The organism is Gordonia sp. NB41Y, from assembly GCF_030718915.1.
Lineage (GTDB): Bacteria > Actinomycetota > Actinomycetes > Mycobacteriales > Mycobacteriaceae > Gordonia > Gordonia desulfuricans.
In genome coordinates this window covers 2,277,650-2,296,415 of sequence record NZ_CP132196.1, presented here as the reverse complement: position 1 = coordinate 2,296,415, position 18,766 = coordinate 2,277,650, and the positions used below count along the sequence as shown (strand labels likewise).

Below are 18,766 nucleotides of genomic sequence, written 5' to 3'. Positions count from 1 at the left end.
GGCAGCGCTCACGAGTGTAGCGAGCGTGTGCACGGGAACCAAAACGGGGTCCATCCCGGGCGGTGGGCGTCGTATCGTCGGAGTATGTCCTCTCCACGCACCCCGGTGAGCGCGGCCACGGCGTCCGACGAGGTCGCCGAACCGTGGCGTGTCATCGCCGACGCCCTGCAGGCCGCCTACCGCACCCGCAACATGGTGACCGGCGGCGAGTTCGTCGCCCGGGTGATCGAGGCGGCAGAAGCCGCCGACCATCACCCCGACGTCGATCTACGTTACGGCTCAGTCCATTTCACCGTCAGTACGCACAGTTCGCGTCGGCTCACCGCCGCCGACGTCGCCCTGGCGAATGCGATCGCCGGGATCGCCGACGAGATGGGTCTCGAGCCGTTGGCCGCACCGCCGGCGCGATTCGACGTGGCCATCGACACCGCCGACGCCGAGCGGATCCGGCCGTTCTGGCGGGCCGTGCTCGGCTACCGGGACGACCCGGGCCACACCCTGGCCGACCTGACCGACCCGGACGGCATCCTGCCGCCGGTCTGGTTCCAGCAGATGGATCTGCCACGACCCGAGCGCAGCCGCACCCACGTCGACCTGTGGGTGCCGCACGACGTCGTCGCCGACCGCATCCAGGCGGGACTCGACGCCGGCGGACGGCTGGTGACCGACGAGTACGCGCCGGCCTGGTGGGTGCTCGCCGACGCCGAGGGCAACGAGATCTGCCTGTGCACCTGGCAGGACCGCGAGGAGGACGGGGCCTGACACCGCCCTGATATACGCAGGTCAGGGATGTGGTTCGGGGGCGATCAGTCGGAGGACATCGTCTGTGTGAACGTCATCCGATCGCCCCGGTACAGCGAGCGCCGCTGCTCGATGGGGACGTTGTCGGCGTCATAGGACAGGCGATTGAACAGGAACATCGGTGTGCGCGCGTCGACGTGCAGGAGTGCGGCCTCCCGCGCGTCGGGCAGAGTGGCCTCGATGTTGTCCTCGGTTCGGCCGAACCGGACCCCGCGCCGGCCGAACTCGGCATAGAGCGACGAGGTGACCTCGAAGCCTTCTTCCAGGCCGGGGTAGCGGTAGGCGGGTAGCCGGGTGCGTTCGAGGCCGACGCGGACGTTGCCGGTGGTGAACACACGCTCGAGCTGGATCACCGGATCGCCGACAGCGATCTCCAGTTGGTTCGCGAGCGCGGCATCGGCGGTCATGGGTGTCCAGCCCACCAGGATGCGGCGGGCCTCCATACCGCGTTCGCGGGCGGCCTCGGTGTAGGAACCCATCGACAGCGGTTGCAGGATCTTGGGCCCGGCGACCACCGTCATCCGGCCGCGTCGCTCGATCTTGCCGTCGACGAGACCTTCGAGCGCGCCTACGGTGAACTGATCTCCGGCGGTGTGCAGGCGGTCGCCGGTGCCGCAGAGCTCTTCGCCTCGCTGCGGGCCCGCGGTATCGCCACGGCGTTCACCACCGGCTTCAGCCCGGCCACCCAGCAGCGGATTCTGGATGTCCTGGGATGGGGTGACGTGGTCGACCAGGTCCTGGCCCCCGTCGCCGGTCTGCGGGGTCGTCCCTACCCCGACCTCGTCCTGGCCGCCGCGCTCGGCGCCCAGGTCGACGGCATGGCCAACGTCCTCGTCGTCGGTGACACCTCCAGCGACATCGAGACCGCTCGCACCGCCCGCGCCGGTATCGCCGTCGGCGTCCTCACCGGCGCCCACGACGAGGCCGCCCTCCGCGCCGCCGGCGCCGACCACGTCCTGGCCTCGGTGGCCGACCTGGACTCCGTCCTGCGCACCGCCTGACCGACCCCGCCGCCCGCCGCCTTGCCCCGCCGCACCACCCATCACCTCACGAACTGACGAAGAAAGGCTCCCTCTCATGAAGCTCCGTCGGTCGCGCCTGGCCCTCACCGCTGCGCTCGCGACAACCGCCCTCGTCCTCGCCGCCTGCTCGGGCGGCAACTCGGATGCCCTCAACGACAAGGGATTCCCCGAGACCATCACCCTCGCCGCGATCCCGGCCGAGAACTCCTCCGACCTGAAGTCCAGCTACGCCCCGGTGATCGACGTGATCGAGCAGGAGACCGGCTCGAAGGTCGAGTTCGTCCAGGCCTCCGACTACGCCGGGGTGGTCGAGGGCATGATCGCCGACAACGTCGACCTCGCGTTCTTCGGTCCGTTCGCCTATGTGGTGGCCGGTCTCAACGGCGCCGAGATCACCCCGCTCGGTGCCGTCGTGTCCGAGAAGGGCGAGGCCCCGGGCTACCAGTCGTACGGAATCACCAAGGCCGACAACGGATCGATCAACAGCATCAAGGATTTCGCGGGGAAGACGGTGTGCTTCGTCGACCCGGGGTCCACATCGGGATTCCTGTACCCGACCGCCGGGCTCATCGAGGCCGGCGTGATCAAGTCCGGTACCGAGGCCGACATCGCGGCGGGCGTCACCCCGGTCTACGCCGGAGGACACGACTCGTCGGCGCTGTCGGTGGCCGCAGGGGACTGCGACGCCGGATTCGCCTTCGACTCGATGGTCGACTCGACCCTCGTCGAGAGGGCGACCTGAAGCCCGGTCAGGTCAAGACCGTGTGGAAGTCGGAGACGATCGCCGGATCGGTCTTCGCCGCCAACGACTCCCTCGGCACCGAGGCCATCGACAAGCTCGAGAAGGTCTTCACCGAGAAGATCAACAAGGACTCGATGGAGGCCGCCGGTATCTGCACCGGCGACGCCTGCCTGATCACCGACGAGCGAGCCTGGGGCGTGGTCCCGGCCACCGACCAGGACTACGACGGCGTCCGCCACGTCTGCGACGTCACCAAGTCCGAGAAGTGTGCGAGCTGACATGCCTGCACCCACACATTCGGTGGCCGGTGACGATCTCGTCGTCCACGTCGAAGGACTGACCAAGCGTTTCGGCAACACCCTGGCCGTCGACGACGTCTCGCTCGATGTCCACCGCAGTGAACTCGTTGTGCTACTGGGCCTCTCGGGGTCGGGGAAGTCGACGTTCCTGCGCTGCCTGAACGGTCTGCACCCCACCTCGTCCGGGCTGGTCGACGTGGTCGGCCATCGTGTCGACCAGGCGGGCGGCGTGAGATGCGTGAACTCCGCCGCCAGGTCGGTTTCGTGTTCCAGCACTTCAACCTGGTGGGGCGTATCAGCTGCCTGGAGAACGTGCTGCTCGGTGGGCTGGGGGAGTTGCGCTTCCCCCGTTACGGTGAGCTGACCTATCCCAAGCGGATGCGGCAGGCCGCGCTCGACCACCTCGACCGGGTCGGGCTCGCCGACCTCGCCAACCGTCGCGCCGACACCCTGTCGGGAGGCCAGCAGCAGCGTGTCGCGATCGCACGCACCCTGATGCAGAAGCCCGCATTGCTGCTCGCCGACGAGCCGGTGGCCTCGCTGGATCCGGAAAATGCCAGTGCCGTCATGGATCTGCTGTTCCAGGTGTGCGTCGAGAAGAAACTCACCATCCTGTGCACGCTGCATCAGGTCGATCTGGCCTTGGGTTGGGCGCACCCTGTCGTCGGACTGCGGACCGGCCAGAAGGTCCTCGATCGTTCCACGCTCGGCCTGTCCCGTGACGAGGTGATGGAGGTCTATCAGCGCGTCGATCCCGATCTCGCGGCGTCGTCGAGCGGTTCGGTCTCGTTGCGATGAACACGTCCCTGCTGACCCGACCGCAGGCATCCCCGCCCTCGGCGGCGCCCGGGGGACGGGGCCGGTCGCGATCGGCGTGGTCGCCACCGCCGTCGGTGCGGTGCTGTCGATCCCGGTGGGAATCCTGGCCGCCCGCAACGTGACTCCGCATCCGGTGGTGTACTGGCTGGCCCGGGCATGGGTTCTCGTGGTCCGGGCGGTCCCCGAACTCATCCTCGCCGTGGTGTTCGTCGCGGCACTGGGGTTGGGTCCGGTCGCCGGTCCGTGCGCCTTGGCGATCGGCTCCATCGGCTTCCTCGCCAAGCTCGTCGCCGACGCGCTCGAGGAGATCGACGAGGGACCCGTCGACGCGGCACGGTCGGTGGGATGCGGCTGGTGGAAGACGCTGTTCGCCGCCGTTCTGCCACAGGCGATGCCGTCGATCGTCGGCTCGGGTCTCTACATGCTCGACGTCAACATCCGTGCCTCCACGGTGTTGGGCATCGTCGGTGCCGGCGGGATCGGATTCCTGTAGTTCGAGTCGATCCGCACCCTCAACTTCGATGTTGCCGGTGCCATCGTGATCGTCATCTTCGTGATCGTCTTCGCTATCGAGAGGTTGTCCGGATGGATACGCTCACAACTGGTCTGACCCGTGCCGCCGTCTGGCGCGGCGGGAGTCGCATCGACATCGTCGAGATGCCGATTCCCGCACCGGGTCCTGGCGAGACCATCGTCCGGATCCGGCTGGCGATGGTGTGCGGCAGCGACCTGCACACCGTCACCGGCCGCCGGCAGTCACCGTGCCCGTCGGTACTCGGCCACGAGTCGGTGGGGGAGGTGGTGGCTGTCGGCGACGGTGCCACGGCCGCCGTCGGCGACCGGGTGGTGTGGTCGGTGACCGTGGCCTGCGGCGAGTGTGATCGTTGCATCCGCGGCCTGACCGCCAAATGCCGCCACGTGCGGAAGGTGGGGCACGAGTCGTTCGACAGCGGGTGGGCCCTGTCCGGCGGATACGCCGAGCACATCGTGTTGCCCAGGGGGACTGCGGTGGTCGCCGTGCCCGAGGGCCTCGCCGACGCCGTGGTCGCGCCGGCAGCATGCGCCACGGCGACGGTCATGGCAGCTGTCGAGCGGGCCGGTGACCTGTCGGGTCTGCGCGTCCTGGTCGGCGGGGCCGGGATGCTGGGCATGACCGCGGCAGCGGTGTGCGCCGACCGCGGTGCACATGTGCTGATCGCCGACCGCAACCGATCGAGGCTCGAGATGTCTGCACGGTTCGGTGCCGAACCCGACGACGGCGGGGCCGTCGACACGATCCTCGATTTCACCGGTGCCACCGAGTTCATCCGGGATGCGTTGTCTCGACTGGAGATTGCGGGGACTCTGGTGCTCGCCGGGTCGGTGACACCCGGTCCGGTACTCGACGTCGATCCGGAGCAGGTCGTGCGGCGTTGGTGGACGATCACCGGTGTACACAACTACGAGCCCCGTCATCTGCAAGAGGCAGTGGACTTCCTCACCCGCACCGCCGAGCAGTATCCGTGGTCGGGGTTGGTGACCGCCCCTGTCCCGCTCGCCGAGATCGAGAGCGCACTACAGCCGACACCCGACGGCAAACTGCGCGTTGCAGTCGCTCCATAGGCAGCCACAATTCGTCAACGGCCCATAGATGATTGAGCCGGGACCGAGCATCGCGAGGACCCGAGTCGAGATCTCCGAGTTGGTCACGTGGCGACGTCGTCCGTCTGAGGTTTCGACACGTCTCAACAACTGCCCGTTGATGATTCAGCCGCGCGTTCTACGATGATTGTGCCGGGACCGAGCGTAGCGAGGACCCGTGTCGAAATCTCCGTAGCGTGCGTTGGGTGGTGACCACCTAATCCTCATTGGATCAATCGTCCACTGGGCGTTGCTGATTGAGCCGGGACCGAGCCGGAAGGGCGAGGACCCGAGTCGAAATCTCTGTAGCGTGCGTTGGGTGGTGACCACCTCCGAGGTGGTCACGTTGACGACGTCGGCCGGCGGAGGTTTCGACACGTCTCGTCGCTACGCTCCTCGTCGGCTCAACCACCCACTGAGTGTTGATGATTGAGCCGCGCGTTCTACGTTGATTGAGCCGGGACCGAGCGGAGCGAGGACCCGAGTCGAAATCTCCGCAGCCGACGATGTCCCCAACAACCCCACAGGTGAACCCGAACCCCCAGGGTGAACAACCTTCACAATCTATCCACAAATCTTGTTCTACTTGCTAATTCGGCTGCTCATCGCCTATACGTTCGCTACAATGGAACACATGCAGGGGGAGCTGGATACCGTGATCGACATACTCACCGATTGTCGTTTCGACGACGATCAGACCGGGCAGATCGTCTTTACGAACATGCAGAAACTGGTCACCATACGCAACCTCGTCGATTCGCTCACCGCCGCCGGCGCCGGGCATCTCGACCGGCTGGGTGTGGCACAACGGCACGGGCACAAACCGATCGCCTTGTTGATCGAGATGGGGCTCGCGCCCGCCGTCGCCGCGCGGATGCAGCGGATCGGCACCTCAGCGGTCGTGGAACGCACACTGAAACACGCCGCCGACGGTGCGATCTCGGGTGAGCATGTGGATGCGATCGTGCGCGGACTCAACCAGATCGGGTTACGTGCCGGGGAACCGCCGACTGCCGAGACCTGGGCCGAGTTCGAGGGTGATCTGCTGGCGCAAGTGTTGTCGGGGGCGAAACCGTCCGAGGTGATGGCACGAGCACACCAGTTGGGGGACCATCACTCGTCGGATGCCGAGGGTGGACGCCCGGCGAAAGAAGACCGCAATCTGAACGCCCTGGATATCGGGCGCACCGATGATGGGCGGGTCGCTATCTCCGGGAGTCTGGATGTGGTTGTCGGGGAAAAGCTCGCGACCGCGATCGAGAAACTGTCAGCGCCAGTGCCGCAGCCGGATGGTTCGAAGGATCCGCGTGAAGCGCCTCGACGCCGCGCGGATGCGTTGGAGATGGTGTTGGATATGGCGGCTGGTGCGGGGGAACGGTCGGTGACCGCGCTACCTGCGGCGTTGATCAACCTGTCGGTGCCCGCGGATACACCTGACAAGTCGGAGTTGGCGTTCGGTGGGTCGATCACTCACAGCACTTTGCTGGAAACCAGTTGTGATGGTGTGGTGGTGATGACGATCGTCGACGGTGAGCGGGTGCCGTTGGATATGGGCCGGTCGAAACGGTTGTTCACCGCTTCGCAGCGGCGTGCGTTGTTCGAGCGGGATCGGTGTTGTATCAAGTGTGGTGCCCCGGCATCGCGCACGCAGGCCCATCACATTGCGCATTGGTCGGATGGTGGTGCCACCGACCTGGCGAACGGTTGTTTGTTGTGTTCGTCGTGTCATGCCGATGTGCATCACAACGGGTGGGATGTCTATATGGGTCCGGATGCGCATCCGTGGTTGATTCCGCCTGAGGTGGTGGATCGGCGTCGTCGTCCGATCCCGGCGTATCACAGGCGGTTTGCTGACGAACTACCGAATGCTGCCTGAGTTGTGATTGAGCTTGTGTTCTTTGAGAACTTCATAGAGATAGTGGTGTGTCGGGACCTCCGTTGGTTGCGTTGGCGAGTTCGGCCGGCGGAGGTTTCGACACGCCTCGTCGCTTCGCTCCTCGTCGGCTCAACCATCAACGGGGCGTGGATAATTGAGCTGAGCCCTCTTACTTGATTGAGCCGCGCCTACCTTGCTGATTGAGCCGGGCCTTCTACGATGATTGAGCCGGGACCGAGCGTAGCGAGGACCCGTGTCGAAATCTCCGCAGCCTACGTTGGGTGGTGAGCACTTCGGAGGTGGTCACGTCAGTAACTCGGCCGGCGGAGGTTTCGACACGTCTCGTCGCTTCGCTCCGCGTCGGCTCAACCATCAACGGCGAGTTGCTGATTGAGCCGGGACCGAGCATCGCGAGGACCCGTGTCGAAATCTCCGCAGCCTACGTTGGATGGTGACCACTTCTGAGGTGGTCGCTGCGAGCCCCGGATACACCGACGCCGCCACGTGCTAGACGTGGCGGCGTCGGCATCGGATCAGTGGGTCCGCGAGATCAGGAGCACAGCCCCTCTGCCTCGGCTACGGCGGCGACGGCCTGCGCCACGGCCGGTGCGACGCGCTGGTCGAGCGGGCTCGGCACGATCTTGTCGGCTGCCAGCTCGTCGGCGACGACGGACAGGATCGCCTCGGCGGCAGCGATCTTCATGCTCTCGGTGATCCGGCGTGCACCGGCGTCGAGGGCGCCCTTGAACACGCCCGGGAACGCGAGCACATTGTTGATCTGGTTCGGGAAGTCGCTGCGTCCGGTCGCGACGATGGCGGCGTACTTGGCCGCCACCTCCGGGTGGATCTCGGGATCGGGATTCGACAGCGCGAACACGATGGAGCCCTCGTTCATCGACGCGATCAGTGACTCGTCGATCTTGCCCGCCGACACCCCGAGGAACACATCGGCGCCGTCGAGGGCCTCGGCCGCCCCGCCGACCAGCCCGCGCGGGTTGGTGCGTGCGGCAAGATCGTCCTTGAACTCGTTGAGGCCCTCGCGGCCGGTCGACACGATGCCCTTGGAGTCGAGCACCACGACGTCGGAGACACCTGCGGCGAGCAGGATGTTGGCGCACGCCACACCGGCGGCACCGGCGCCGGAGATCACCACACGCAGGCTTGCGAGATCACGCTCGAGCAGACGCACCGCACCCTTGAGTGCGGCGAGCACCACGATGGCGGTGCCGTGCTGGTCGTCGTGCATCACCGGGCAGTCGAGGGCCTCGATGACGCGGCGCTCGATCTCGAAGCAACGCGGTGCGGAGATGTCCTCGAGGTTGACCGCACCGAAGCTCGGACGCAGCCGGATCAGGGTCTCGACGATCTCGTCGGGGTCCTTGGTGTCGAGCACGATCGGGATCGAGTTGAGTCCGGCGAAGGTCCGGAACAGTGCGGACTTGCCCTCCATCACCGGCAGCGATGCGCGCGGGCCGATGTCGCCGAGGCCCAGCACCGCCGAACCGTCGCTGACCACCGCGACCAGGCGGTCGGTCCAGGTGTACTTGTCGACCAGTGCCGACTCGCCGTGGATGGCGCGCGACACCTGCGCGACACCGGGGGTGTAGGCGATCGACAGGTCACGCTGGGTCTCGATCGGGGAGCGCAACTCCACCGAGAGTTTGCCGCCGGCATGTGCCATGAAGATCTCTTCGTCGGTGATCGGCTGATCGGCGATCGCCGGCTCCACGAGTCCCTCGTCCTGGGTCACGTTGTTCTCCGTGCTCGTCACGGTCTTCCTCCTCAAGTGGCGGCGCCTCCCGGCGGCCGCTCGTGATCCGGATCAGCGCCCTTGATGATCCGTTGGTGTGGGGGTCGTACGTCGTCGGCCGGGGTGGTGGCCGACGCCTGTGTGCGAGTGCCCACGCCCTTGGGCGGGTGTCGCCGGGGCGAGGATTGCCTGACAGTCTCTCACCCTCGGGTGCCGACTCCATCACAGTGGTCCATTGAATGGACCCGGGCGCTTGACCCGGGAGCTTCCAACCCTGTCGAGAGGTCTAGTATTCAACTTGTGTCTATGTTGAACGCAAGTGGTATCTCGGCTGCGGAGCGCGTCTACGGCGAGGTCAAAGAGCTCATCCTGACCAACGAGATCCCTGGTGGCGAGCTGATCAGCGAGGGCGAGATCGCCCAGCGCTGTGAGGTCAGCCGGACGCCGGTGCGTGAGGCCTTCCTCCGGTTGCAGGCCGAGGGCTGGATGCGGCTCTATCCCAAACGCGGGGCGCTGGTGGTACCGGTGACCGACCGCGAGGCACGCGACGTCGTCGAGGCCCGCCGCCTCCTGGAGGGGCACGCGGTCCGCACCGTGGTCGCCGCATCCGCAGGCCTGACGACGCTGACCGCCGGGCTGCGCCGCAACCTCGACGACCACCGTGGCGTCCACGCCGACGACATCGCCCGCTTCTCCCGGGTCGACGCCGAGTTCCATCAGCTCATCGTCACCGCCGGCGACAACGAGGTGCTCTCCGGTTTCTACACCGGCCTCGGCGAACGCCATCGACGCATGACCACGGCCAGCGTGCACCGCGACCCGGCGATCACCGATCGCATCCTCGCCGACCACGCCGAACTGCTGAACCGGATCGAACAGCGGGACGCCGTCGGATTCGACGCCGCGCTCGAACGTCATCTGACCACCGTCCACGACATCCCCGGAGCCACCCGATGAGCACCACCACCGCCGAGGTCGATCACACGCCCACGCCGTCGGCGCCGTCGCATGCCACCTGGCCTGCGGTGGCGCTCGCGGTCTTCGCGTCGGCGTGGGGCGGCAACGAGTTCACCCCGTTGCTGGTGATGTACCGGCACACCGGCAACTTCTCGGCGGTCCTCGTCGACACCCTGCTGTTCCTCTACGTGCTCGGCATCGTCCCGGCGCTGCTGATCGGCGGCCCGCTGTCGGACCGGATCGGCCGGCGACCCCTGATGCTGCCGGCGCCGATCATCGCCGCCGCCGGATCGGTGCTGCTGGCCCTCGGCTCCGACACCGTCGCGCTGCTCGTCGTCGGACGCGTCCTGTCCGGTATCGCCCTGGGCCTGTCGATGGCGGTCGGCGGCAGCTGGATCACCGAACTGAGCATCCGTGACGGCGACAAGGCCGCGGCCGGCGCCAAACGCGGTGCGATGAGCCTGACCGCCGGATTCGGTGTCGGTGCCGGTGTCGCCGCGGTCCTGGCCCAGTGGGCACCGTGGCCGACGGTGTTGTCCTACCTGGTGAACATCGTCATCGCGGGTGTGGCGGTGGTCCTGATCATGCGGGTGCCCGAGACGCGGCCGCGCGCCACCGACCCGGGCCGTCTGATCGACGACCTCAAGATCCCGTCGGCACGGCACCGCCGCTTCCTCACCGTCGTCCTACCGGTCGCACCCTGGGTGTTCGGCGCCTGCGCCTCCGCCTACGCGATCATCCCGGCGCTGATGGCGGCACGCACCGCGGGCGCACCCATCGCCTTCGCCGGGCTGTGCTGCGTGGTGGGGCTGACCGCCGGGTTCGGCATCCAGTCGGTGGGTCGTCGCATCGACCGTCCGGACGGCAACCGTGGTGTCGTCGTCGCCCTGATCACCCTGGCGTTGGGGATGGCGCTGGCCGCGGTCGCCGCCCACCTGCTGACCGTGTGGATGTCCCTGGTCGCCGCGGCCGTGCTCGGCTGCGGGTACGGCATGGCGATGATCTCCGGACTGCTGGAGGTCCAGCGCATCGCCGTCTCCAGCGGCAACGACGACCTTGCCGGCCTGACCGCGGTCTTCTACGGCGTCACCTACCTGGGCTTCGCGGTCCCGGCGGTCCTCGCGTGGATCGCCGCGCAGTGCACCGCCGTCACCTACACCGAGATGTTCGGCTTCGGCATCGTCGCCGCGCTGGTGTGTCTGCTGATCACCGTGGCCGGCCATCACCGCAACCGGATGCGGGTCTGACGGTACGACGGGTCTAGCGCACTGCCCGTTCCTGCACCGGGTCGATCAGCCGGGCGGCGATGTCGTCGGCGGTCCGGGTACCCCAGCGGGTGGTCGAGATGATGCCCAGCGCCAGGATCACCGCCGCCAGGATCACCACCATCACCCACATCGGGTGCATGGCGTCGGCGAAGTCCGCGCCCAGCGTGGCCTCCGCCGACGCGCCGGTGACACTGCCCGCCAGCGCGACGCCGATGCTCACGCCGACCTGCCGGCTGGTGGAGGCGATCGCCGACGCCGCGCCGGCCCGTTCACGGGGCATACCGCTCACCGCGGAATTGGTGATCGGGGCGTTGACCACACCGAATCCGATTCCGAACAGGGCGAACGCCACACCGAGCAGCACCAGCGAGGTGTCGGCGTCGACGCCGAGCATGAGCACACCGCTGGCGATCAGCATCACCCCCGACACCGTCAGCGACAGCCGCGGACCGTACCGGCCGACCGCCGCCCCCGACAACGGGGAACTGATCATGGTGGCGACGGCCAGCGGGAGGAACAAGGCGCCGGTCTCGATGGCGCTCAGGCCGCGCACCGACTGCAGGTAGATCGACATCAGGAACAGGAATGCGCCATAGGCGGCGAAGGCGCTGACCGCGATCAGCGTTGCCGACGAGAACGGCACACTGCCGAAGAACCGCAGGTCGATGAACGGATCGGGATGGCGGCGCTCCCAGATCAGGAACCCGGCCACCGACACCGCGGCGACGGTGAACACGATCAGCGTGGTCGGCGACGACCAGCCGTGCTCGGGGCCCTCGATCAGCCCGTAGACCAGGGTGGCCAGGGCGATGATCGCGAGGATCTGGCCGACCGGATCGAGGGTGCGGACCACCGGCGAGCGTGATTCCGGCACGAAGATCGCGGTCAGCGCGATCGCGATCGCACACACCGGCAGGTTGATCCAGAACACCGCCTGCCAGGAGATGAGGTCGATCAGCAGGCCGCCGACGATGGGTCCCACCGCCATGGAGATGCCCACGACCGCGCCCCACATGCCGATCGCCCGGGCGCGTTCGCGGGGTTCGACGAACACCTGCGTGATGATCGACATGGCCACCGGGTTGAGCATCGACCCGCCGATCGCCTGCACGGCACGGGCGGCGATCAGGAAACCGATGGTGGGGGCGAGTGAACACAGCAGCGAGCCGAGCGCGAACACCGACAACCCGATCTGGAACAGTCGTTTGCGGCCGTACCGGTCGGCGGTGGCCCCGGACAGCATCAGCAGACTCGCCAGCACCAGCGTGTAGACGTCGATCACCCATTGCAGATCCGACACCGAACCGCTGAGATCCGTCCGGATCGCCGGGAGTGCGACGTTCACGATGGTGGCATCCATCGACACGATGAGCAGACTCAGACAGCATGTCGCCAGGATGATCGCCTTGCGGCGAGGGGTCGGCACACTCGGATCGGCGGTCGGCACCGCCCAATCCTACGGTCGGTGCCACCGCTTCGGTAACGTCCACCATCGAAAGCAGAAGGGGGCCCGATGCTTCTCGGTGCATGGGTTTGCGTGGTGACCGCGCTGCTACTGGTGATCCCCGGGGCCGCGATCGGCCGCCGGATGTCGCTGTCGTGGCCGGTGGCGCTGGTCGCCGGTCCGCCGCTGACATTGGCGGTGGTCGGTATCGCCACGGTGGTCTACGGTGCGATCGGTTTCGAGTGGAACCCGGTGACCGCACTGCTGGCGTGGGTGGGGGCGTTCGCGGTCGCCTGGATCTACCATGCCGGGATTCGGCGCTGGGCGGTTCCGAAATCCGTTGACACCGAACCGGACACATCCGACGATCCGCCCCTCGGTGTGCGTGCGGCCGGGATTGCCGCGCTGGGGCCGGTGCTCGGCGGGGTGATCATCGCCGTCACGTGTATCCGGCCGCTCGTGCAGACCGCACCCGGCGGGCTGAACAACATCCCGCAGATCTGGGATGCTTTGTGGCACGCCAGTTCTCTGCGCTGGATCCACGAGACCGGTGTCGGGTCGTCGCTGCGTATGGGCGAGCTGATGAACTACGACACCCACGGCTTCAACTACTACCCGAACACCTGGCATGCCCTGGGCGCCCTGGAATTCGATCTGACGAGCGCGAACACCGTCGAGCTCTACAACACGTATTCGCCTGCGACACTGGCGGTGACCGTTCCGCTCGGGGTGGCGGCCCTGGCGTATTGGTGTGCCCGGCACCGATTCTCGACCACCACCTCGGCCTACGCCGCAGGTCTCGCCGCGGCCATCGCAGCACCGTTCCCGTCGCTGCCCTATGTCGAGGTGTCGTTGACGTCGGTGCCCAACGCGGTGGGTGTGTCCCTCGCGCCGGTGGCCGCGGTACTGACGATCTCCGCGGTCGGTGACCGTCGCCGGATCCTGCCCGCCGCCCTGGCCGTCGCCGGCGTCACCGCGACCCATCCGTCGGGGCTGATCCTGATCGCCGTCATCGTCGGGCTGTGGTGGCTCGTGCAGGCCCTGTGGCGACCGGTGCACGGGCGTGTCGTCGACGCCGGGGCCCTGGCGCTCACCGGTGTCCTCGCCCTGGTGGCGATCCTCCCGGTGATCTACGGGACGATGCGCATCGCCGACAACAACGAGCTGTCGGGGTTCGAGTTCCGGGACGAGACCGCCGGGGTGGGGACGGCGGTGTCGCAGGCCCTGTTCAACGCCACCGTCCCGATCAGCGAGCACCGCATCTGGTGGCTGGTGGGGCTCGCCGTGCTCGGTCTGGTGGTGATGATCTGGGCCCGCTGCTGGGCGGCGATCGCCGCGTGGGCGGTGTTCGTGCTGCTCACCGCCAACTCGGTGGTCGCGCTGGGGCCGTTGTCGGGGCCGTTGGGCACGCTCGGCGGCTACTTCTACAACTCGGGGCATCGTCTGACGTTCGTCACCGCGATGTTCTCCGCGGCCGCCGCCGGTCTGGCGGTCGGTGTCGCCGGGGTGTGGGTGGCCGACCGGTTCGGGGGTGCCCGGTCGTGGACGCGGCCGGTGGTGTTCGTCGTCCTGCTGGCATTGGTCGCCGGTGCCGGGGTGTGGCGGTATCCGTCGAATGCGCTGATCGCCAGCAAGAACCGGCACGAGGTCCGGATCGGACCCGACGATCTCGCCGCCTACGCCTGGCTCGACGCTCAGCCGGGGGCCCACGACGGGCTGATCATGAACAACCTCGATCAGGGCACGGGGTGGATCTATCCGGTCACCGGACTGACCCCGATGTTCCCGTTCTATCGGGCCAACGACTTCTCCGAGCGGCAGCGCGACCTGTTCTGGGGTGTGGACCGGATCGGTGCCGACCCGCACATCGACGCGATCGTGCGGGACATGAACGTGCAGTACGTGATCGATTCACCGCCGAGCTACTGGGGATTCCAGCACGGTGCCCCCGATCCCGCGCACGGTCACCAGGGTGATCCGTTCCTCGCGTTGCGTCGCAACGGTGCCCCCGGCCTCACCGAGGTGTTCCGGCAGGGCTCGGCGACGGTCTATCGGGTCACTTTGCCGCAGGAGACGCAGCCCGCCGGCTGACCTCGGCAGCCGCGCCCGTTGCCGCTCGACCCCGACAACTCAGTCCGGGTAGCCGTTCGGGTTACACGATTGCCAGCGCCAGGTGTCGGCGCACATGTCGTCGATGGTCTTGGTTGCGTACCAACCCAATTCGGTGTTCGCCCGAGTGGGGTCGGCATACGACGCGGCGATGTCGCCGGCCCGCCGCGGTGCGATCTGATACGGGATGTCCCGGCCGCTGGCACGCTCGAAGGCCTTGATCACCTCGAGCACCGAGACACCCTTGCCGGTGCCGAGATTCCACACCGACAACCCGGGATCGACGGCGACGAGCCGTTCCAGTGCCGCGACATGCCCGGCGGCGAGGTCGTCGACGTGGATGTAGTCACGGACACCGGTTCCGTCGGGGGTGGGGTAGTCGTCACCGAACACCGACAACGACTCCCGACGCCCCACCGCGACCTGCGCGACGAAAGGCATGAGGTTGTTCGGGATGCCGCTGGGGTCCTCGCCGATCTGTCCGCTCGGGTGCGCGCCCACCGGGTTGAAGTAGCGCAGCGCGGCGATCCGCAGGGCATCGTCGCTGGCGGCGACGTCGCGCAGGACCTGCTCGATCATCACCTTGGTCCAGCCGTACGGGTTGGTCGCCGACGTCGGTGAGTCCTCGGTCATCGGCAGCACCGGTTCGGCGCCGTACACCGTCGCCGACGACGAGAACACCAGCGTGTGCACGCCGTGGCGGCGCATCGCGCGCAGCAGCGAGAAGGTGCTGTCGAGGTTGTTCTGGTAGTACTCGAGCGGCTTGGCCACCGACTCGCCGACCGCCTTGAACCCGGCAAAGTGGATCACCGCGTCGATCTGCTCGTGTGCGAAGACCTGCTCGGTCTTGTCGACGTCGGTCAGGTCGACGACGTGTACCGGGATGCGGATGCCGGTCAGACCCTCGAGCCGGGCGATCACCGTCGGCTTGGAATTGCTGAAATCGTCGACCACCACCACGTCGTGTCCGGCCTGCACCAGCCTGATCACGGTGTGTGATCCGATGTATCCGGCTCCACCACTCACGAGTACGCGCATGCCGACCACGGTATTCGCCCTGTCTGAATTGTTCCTGTTCGGGTCCTGTGGGCTGGACCGCACCGATCGGTGTCCGATACCGTGACAATGGCCGGTGGCACCATCTGCGTGCAGGGAGTCAACCATGAAGAGGTCCGATGTCGAGTTCGCATCGTCGGGAGTGACCTGTCGGGCCTGGCTGTACCGGCCCGACTCGCCGAACCCGCCGGTCATCGTGATGGCGCACGGGCTCGGTGCGACCCGCCGGATGCGGCTGGACGCCTTCGCCGAACGGTTCACCGCCGCCGGATATGCATGCCTGGTGTTCGACTATCGCCACTTCGGTGACAGCGGCGGCCGCCCACGGGAGCTGCTGTCCATCCGCCGGCAGCTGGCCGACTGGGACGCCGCGATCACCTTCACCCGCACCCTGCCCGACGTCGACACCGCTCGCATCGTCATCTGGGGAACCTCATTCGGTGCCGGTCACGCGCTGGTCATCGGCGCCCGGCACCCGGAGCTGGCCGCGGTGATCGCCCAATGTCCGTTCACCAGCGGACTCGCATCGCTGCGGGCCCTGGATCGGGCCGGGGCGGTCAAGGTCACCGCGCTCGGGCTCGCCGACGCCGGCGCCGCACTGCTGCGTCGTCCACCGGTGCGGGTGGGGCTGGTCGGACGTGCGCACGATGCCGCGCTGATGACCGCCGCCGACGCCGAGTCCGGCTATCTGCGGCTGGTCCCCGACGACGCCGAGTTCACCAACGCGGTGACCGCGCGCGTGGCGCTGACCCTGCCGCTGTATCACCCGGTCCGGTCGATCCGCCGGCTCCGGGTCCCCACCCTGATCTGCGTGTGCGACCGCGACACCGTGGCCCCGGCCGGCCCGACGATCACCGCGGCGGAGGCTTCACCGATGGTGACGCTCAACCGCTATCCCGACGGGCACTTCGACATCTACGTCGACGACGGGTTCGAGCGGGTGGTCGCCGATCAGATCGCGTTCCTGCAGCGCACGGTCCCGGTGTGAGCCGTCACCGTCGAGCCGCGACCGGACGCGGGGTTCAGCCCAGCACCTTCTCGGTGACCGCATACTTCTGCTCGGCGGCGTCCTTGGCGGTCTGCCACCACGACTCGTGCTCGCGGTACCAGTCGATGGTCGCCGACAGCCCGGACCGGAAGTCCACATACTGCGGCTGCCAGCCGAGTTCGGTCCGCAGACGGGTCGAGTCGATGGCGTAGCGGCGGTCGTGGCCCGGGCGGTCGGTGACGAAGTCGAAGGCATCGCGGGGCCGGCCGAGCAGTTCCAGGATCGTCTCGACGACGGTGCGGTTGTCCACCTCGCCGTCGGCGCCGATCAGGTACGTCTCGCCGATGGTGCCCTTCTCGATGATCGTCCACACCGCGTCGTTGTGGTCGTCGACGTGAATCCAGTCGCGCACATTGCGCCCGTCGCCGTACAGCCGCGGCCGCACCCCCGACAGCACGTTGGTGATCTGCCGCGGGATGAACTTCTCCACATGCTGGTACGGCCCATAGTTGTTGGAGCAGTTGGAGATCGTCGCGGGCACCTGGAACGACCGCACCCAGGCGCGTACCAGCAGGTCGCTGCCGGCCTTGGTGGAGCTGTACGGGCTCGACGGGTTGTACGGGGTGTGCTCGGTGAATCGTGCCGGGTCGTCGAGCTCGAGGTCGCCGTACACCTCGTCGGTGCTGATGTGGTGGAACCGCACCTGATGGCGGCGGACCGCCTCGAGGAGCGTGTAGGTGCCGACCAGGTTGGTCTGGACGAACGCCGACGGGTCCGACAGCGAGTTGTCGTTGTGCGACTCGGCGGCGAAATGCACCACCAGGTCCGAGTCGGCGACCAGTGAGTCGACGAGTTCGGCGTCGGCGATGTCGCCCTGGACCAGTTCGACGGTGTCGGCCACCGAGGCCAGGGTCGCCGGATTGGCGGCATAGGTGAGCTTGTCGAGGACGCGTATACGCACCTCGGGGCGGCGGGCCGCGGTACGCAACACGAAGTTCGCACCGATGAAGCCGGCACCGCCGGTGACCAGGACGCGCATTGTCGGATCTCCTCCTGTCGTCGACGGCGGGAAGTCTACCGACGTCGGACTCGCCGCGTCGGGTGCGGCAGCCGCTAGGCTGGTGAGCCATGCGCGGGATCATCCTGGCCGGGGGCACCGGCAGCCGCCTGCACCCGATCACACAGGGTGTGAGCAAACAGCTCGTCCCGGTCTACGACAAGCCGATGATCTATTACCCGTTGTCGACGTTGATGCTCGCCGGCATCCGCGACATCCTGATCATCACCACGCCGAACGACGCCGCCGCCTTTCGCGGGTTGCTCGGTGACGGAACGCGATTCGGTATCTCCCTGACCTACCGCACGCAGGATTCGCCGGACGGTCTGGCGCAGGCGTTCACCCTCGGCGCCTTCCACATCGGTACCGACTCGGTGGCTCTGGTGCTGGGCGACAACATCTTCTACGGTCCCGGACTGGGTACCCAGTTGCAGGGTTTCGGCGGGATCGACGGCGGCGCGATCTTCGCCTACCGGGTGGCCGATCCGAGTGCGTACGGCGTCGTCGACTTCGACGAGCACGGCACCGCGGTGTCGTTGGAGGAGAAGCCGGAGAATCCGAGGTCTCACTATGCGGTACCCGGACTGTATTTCTACGACAACGAGGTGATCGAGATCGCCCGTGGCCTGAAGCCAAGTGCGCGTGGCGAATACGAGATCACCGACATCAACGCCCACTATCTGGCGCAGGGCCGGTTGAAGGTCACCGTCCTTCCGCGTGGCACGGCATGGCTGGATACCGGTACGTTCGACTCGTTGCTGGACGCCGGGAACTTCGTGCGCACCGTCGAACAGCGGCAGGGCCTCAAGATCGCGGTCCCCGAGGAGATCGCCTGGCGGCACGGGTTCATCGACGACGACGAGCTCGCCGCGCGTGCCGAGCCGCTGCGCAAGTCCGGCTACGGCGACTACCTGCTCGAACTGTTGGCCCGCGGCAAGGGTTTCTAGAAACTCACGAT

The 18,766-nt window shown here is 67.4% G+C and carries 13 protein-coding genes and 4 pseudogenes; 12 read left to right on the top strand and 5 right to left on the bottom strand.

Going from position 1 to position 18,766, the window contains the following annotated elements; translation table 11 throughout:
• Window positions 1-84 precede the first annotated feature (84 nt).
• The gene (locus tag Q9K23_RS09870; protein WP_053777432.1) at window positions 85-762 is read left to right on the top strand and encodes a VOC family protein; all 678 of its coding nucleotides are present in this window, start codon (window positions 85-87) and stop codon (window positions 760-762) included.
• Between the two features lie 44 nt (window positions 763-806).
• Here Q9K23_RS09870 and Q9K23_RS09865 read toward each other — a convergent pair.
• Window positions 807-1,361: pseudogene (locus Q9K23_RS09865) on the bottom strand (GntR family transcriptional regulator); the annotation flags it as partial.
• On the opposite strand from Q9K23_RS09865, the gene Q9K23_RS09860 reads away from it, so the two are divergent.
• The 6 genes and pseudogenes from Q9K23_RS09860 (at window position 1,290) to Q9K23_RS09835 (ending at window position 7,179) form a co-directional block, all read left to right on the top strand.
• The gene (locus Q9K23_RS09860; protein ID WP_261977956.1) at window positions 1,290-1,802 is read left to right on the top strand and encodes an HAD family hydrolase; all 513 of its coding nucleotides are present in this window, start codon (window positions 1,290-1,292) and stop codon (window positions 1,800-1,802) included. The pseudogene Q9K23_RS09865 and the gene Q9K23_RS09860 sit on opposite strands and share 72 nt — an antisense overlap.
• A 76-nt stretch (window positions 1,803-1,878) precedes the next feature.
• Window positions 1,879-2,843 (top strand): annotated as a pseudogene (locus tag Q9K23_RS09855) (phosphate/phosphite/phosphonate ABC transporter substrate-binding protein).
• Between the two features lies 1 nt (window position 2,844).
• Window positions 2,845-3,662, top strand: a pseudogene (locus tag Q9K23_RS09850) (phosphonate ABC transporter ATP-binding protein).
• A 64-nt stretch (window positions 3,663-3,726) separates the two neighbouring features.
• Window positions 3,727-4,293, top strand: a pseudogene (gene phnE, locus Q9K23_RS09845) (phosphonate ABC transporter, permease protein PhnE); the annotation flags it as partial.
• Window positions 4,269-5,285: a zinc-binding dehydrogenase gene (locus tag Q9K23_RS09840; protein WP_053777431.1), complete on the top strand. Its 1,017-nt coding sequence runs from the start codon at window positions 4,269-4,271 to the stop codon at window positions 5,283-5,285. The pseudogene phnE and the gene Q9K23_RS09840, both read left to right, overlap by 25 nt.
• Before the next feature lie 652 nt (window positions 5,286-5,937).
• Window positions 5,938-7,179, top strand: a complete 1,242-nt coding sequence (locus tag Q9K23_RS09835) for an HNH endonuclease signature motif containing protein (RefSeq protein ID WP_152972751.1) — start codon at window positions 5,938-5,940, stop codon at window positions 7,177-7,179.
• Between the two features lie 550 nt (window positions 7,180-7,729).
• On the opposite strand, the gene Q9K23_RS09830 is transcribed toward Q9K23_RS09835, so the two are convergent.
• The gene (locus tag Q9K23_RS09830) at window positions 7,730-8,950 is read right to left on the bottom strand and encodes an NADP-dependent malic enzyme (protein ID WP_305950490.1); all 1,221 of its coding nucleotides are present in this window, start codon (window positions 8,948-8,950) and stop codon (window positions 7,730-7,732) included.
• Window positions 8,951-9,235: 285 nt separating this feature from the next.
• Here Q9K23_RS09830 and Q9K23_RS09825 point away from each other — a divergent pair, with 285 nt between their 5' ends.
• Entirely contained in the window at window positions 9,236-9,886 is a 651-nt protein-coding gene (locus Q9K23_RS09825) for a GntR family transcriptional regulator (protein WP_020793516.1), read from the top strand.
• Entirely contained in the window at window positions 9,883-11,133 is a 1,251-nt protein-coding gene (locus Q9K23_RS09820) for an MFS transporter (protein ID WP_082365904.1), read from the top strand. Before Q9K23_RS09825 ends, Q9K23_RS09820 begins: the two co-directional genes overlap by 4 nt.
• A 13-nt stretch (window positions 11,134-11,146) precedes the next feature.
• On the opposite strand, the gene Q9K23_RS09815 is transcribed toward Q9K23_RS09820, so the two are convergent.
• On the bottom strand, window positions 11,147-12,601 hold the full coding sequence (locus Q9K23_RS09815; protein WP_020789450.1) for a DHA2 family efflux MFS transporter permease subunit: 1,455 nt from the start codon (window positions 12,599-12,601) through the stop codon (window positions 11,147-11,149).
• Between the two features lie 66 nt (window positions 12,602-12,667).
• Here Q9K23_RS09815 and Q9K23_RS09810 point away from each other — a divergent pair, with 66 nt between their 5' ends.
• The gene (locus tag Q9K23_RS09810) at window positions 12,668-14,689 is read left to right on the top strand and encodes a DUF6541 family protein (protein WP_053777428.1); all 2,022 of its coding nucleotides are present in this window, start codon (window positions 12,668-12,670) and stop codon (window positions 14,687-14,689) included.
• Between the two features lie 39 nt (window positions 14,690-14,728).
• Here the strand turns inward: Q9K23_RS09810 and galE are convergent, their stop codons facing one another.
• A complete protein-coding gene (galE, locus tag Q9K23_RS09805) occupies window positions 14,729-15,745 on the bottom strand; it encodes a UDP-glucose 4-epimerase GalE (protein ID WP_053777493.1) in 1,017 nt (338 codons plus the stop codon).
• Window positions 15,746-15,869: 124 nt separating this feature from the next.
• Between galE and Q9K23_RS09800 the strand changes: the two genes are divergently transcribed.
• Complete coding sequence (locus Q9K23_RS09800) at window positions 15,870-16,751, top strand: alpha/beta fold hydrolase (protein ID WP_305950489.1); 882 nt, start codon at window positions 15,870-15,872, stop codon at window positions 16,749-16,751.
• 34 nt (window positions 16,752-16,785) lie between these two features.
• Here the strand turns inward: Q9K23_RS09800 and rfbB are convergent, their stop codons facing one another.
• Window positions 16,786-17,790: a dTDP-glucose 4,6-dehydratase gene (gene rfbB / locus Q9K23_RS09795; protein WP_020790731.1), complete on the bottom strand. Its 1,005-nt coding sequence runs from the start codon at window positions 17,788-17,790 to the stop codon at window positions 16,786-16,788.
• 89 nt (window positions 17,791-17,879) lie between these two features.
• On the opposite strand from rfbB, the gene rfbA reads away from it, so the two are divergent.
• Complete coding sequence (gene rfbA, locus Q9K23_RS09790; RefSeq protein WP_020790734.1) at window positions 17,880-18,755, top strand: glucose-1-phosphate thymidylyltransferase RfbA; 876 nt, start codon at window positions 17,880-17,882, stop codon at window positions 18,753-18,755.
• Window positions 18,756-18,766 lie beyond the last annotated feature (11 nt).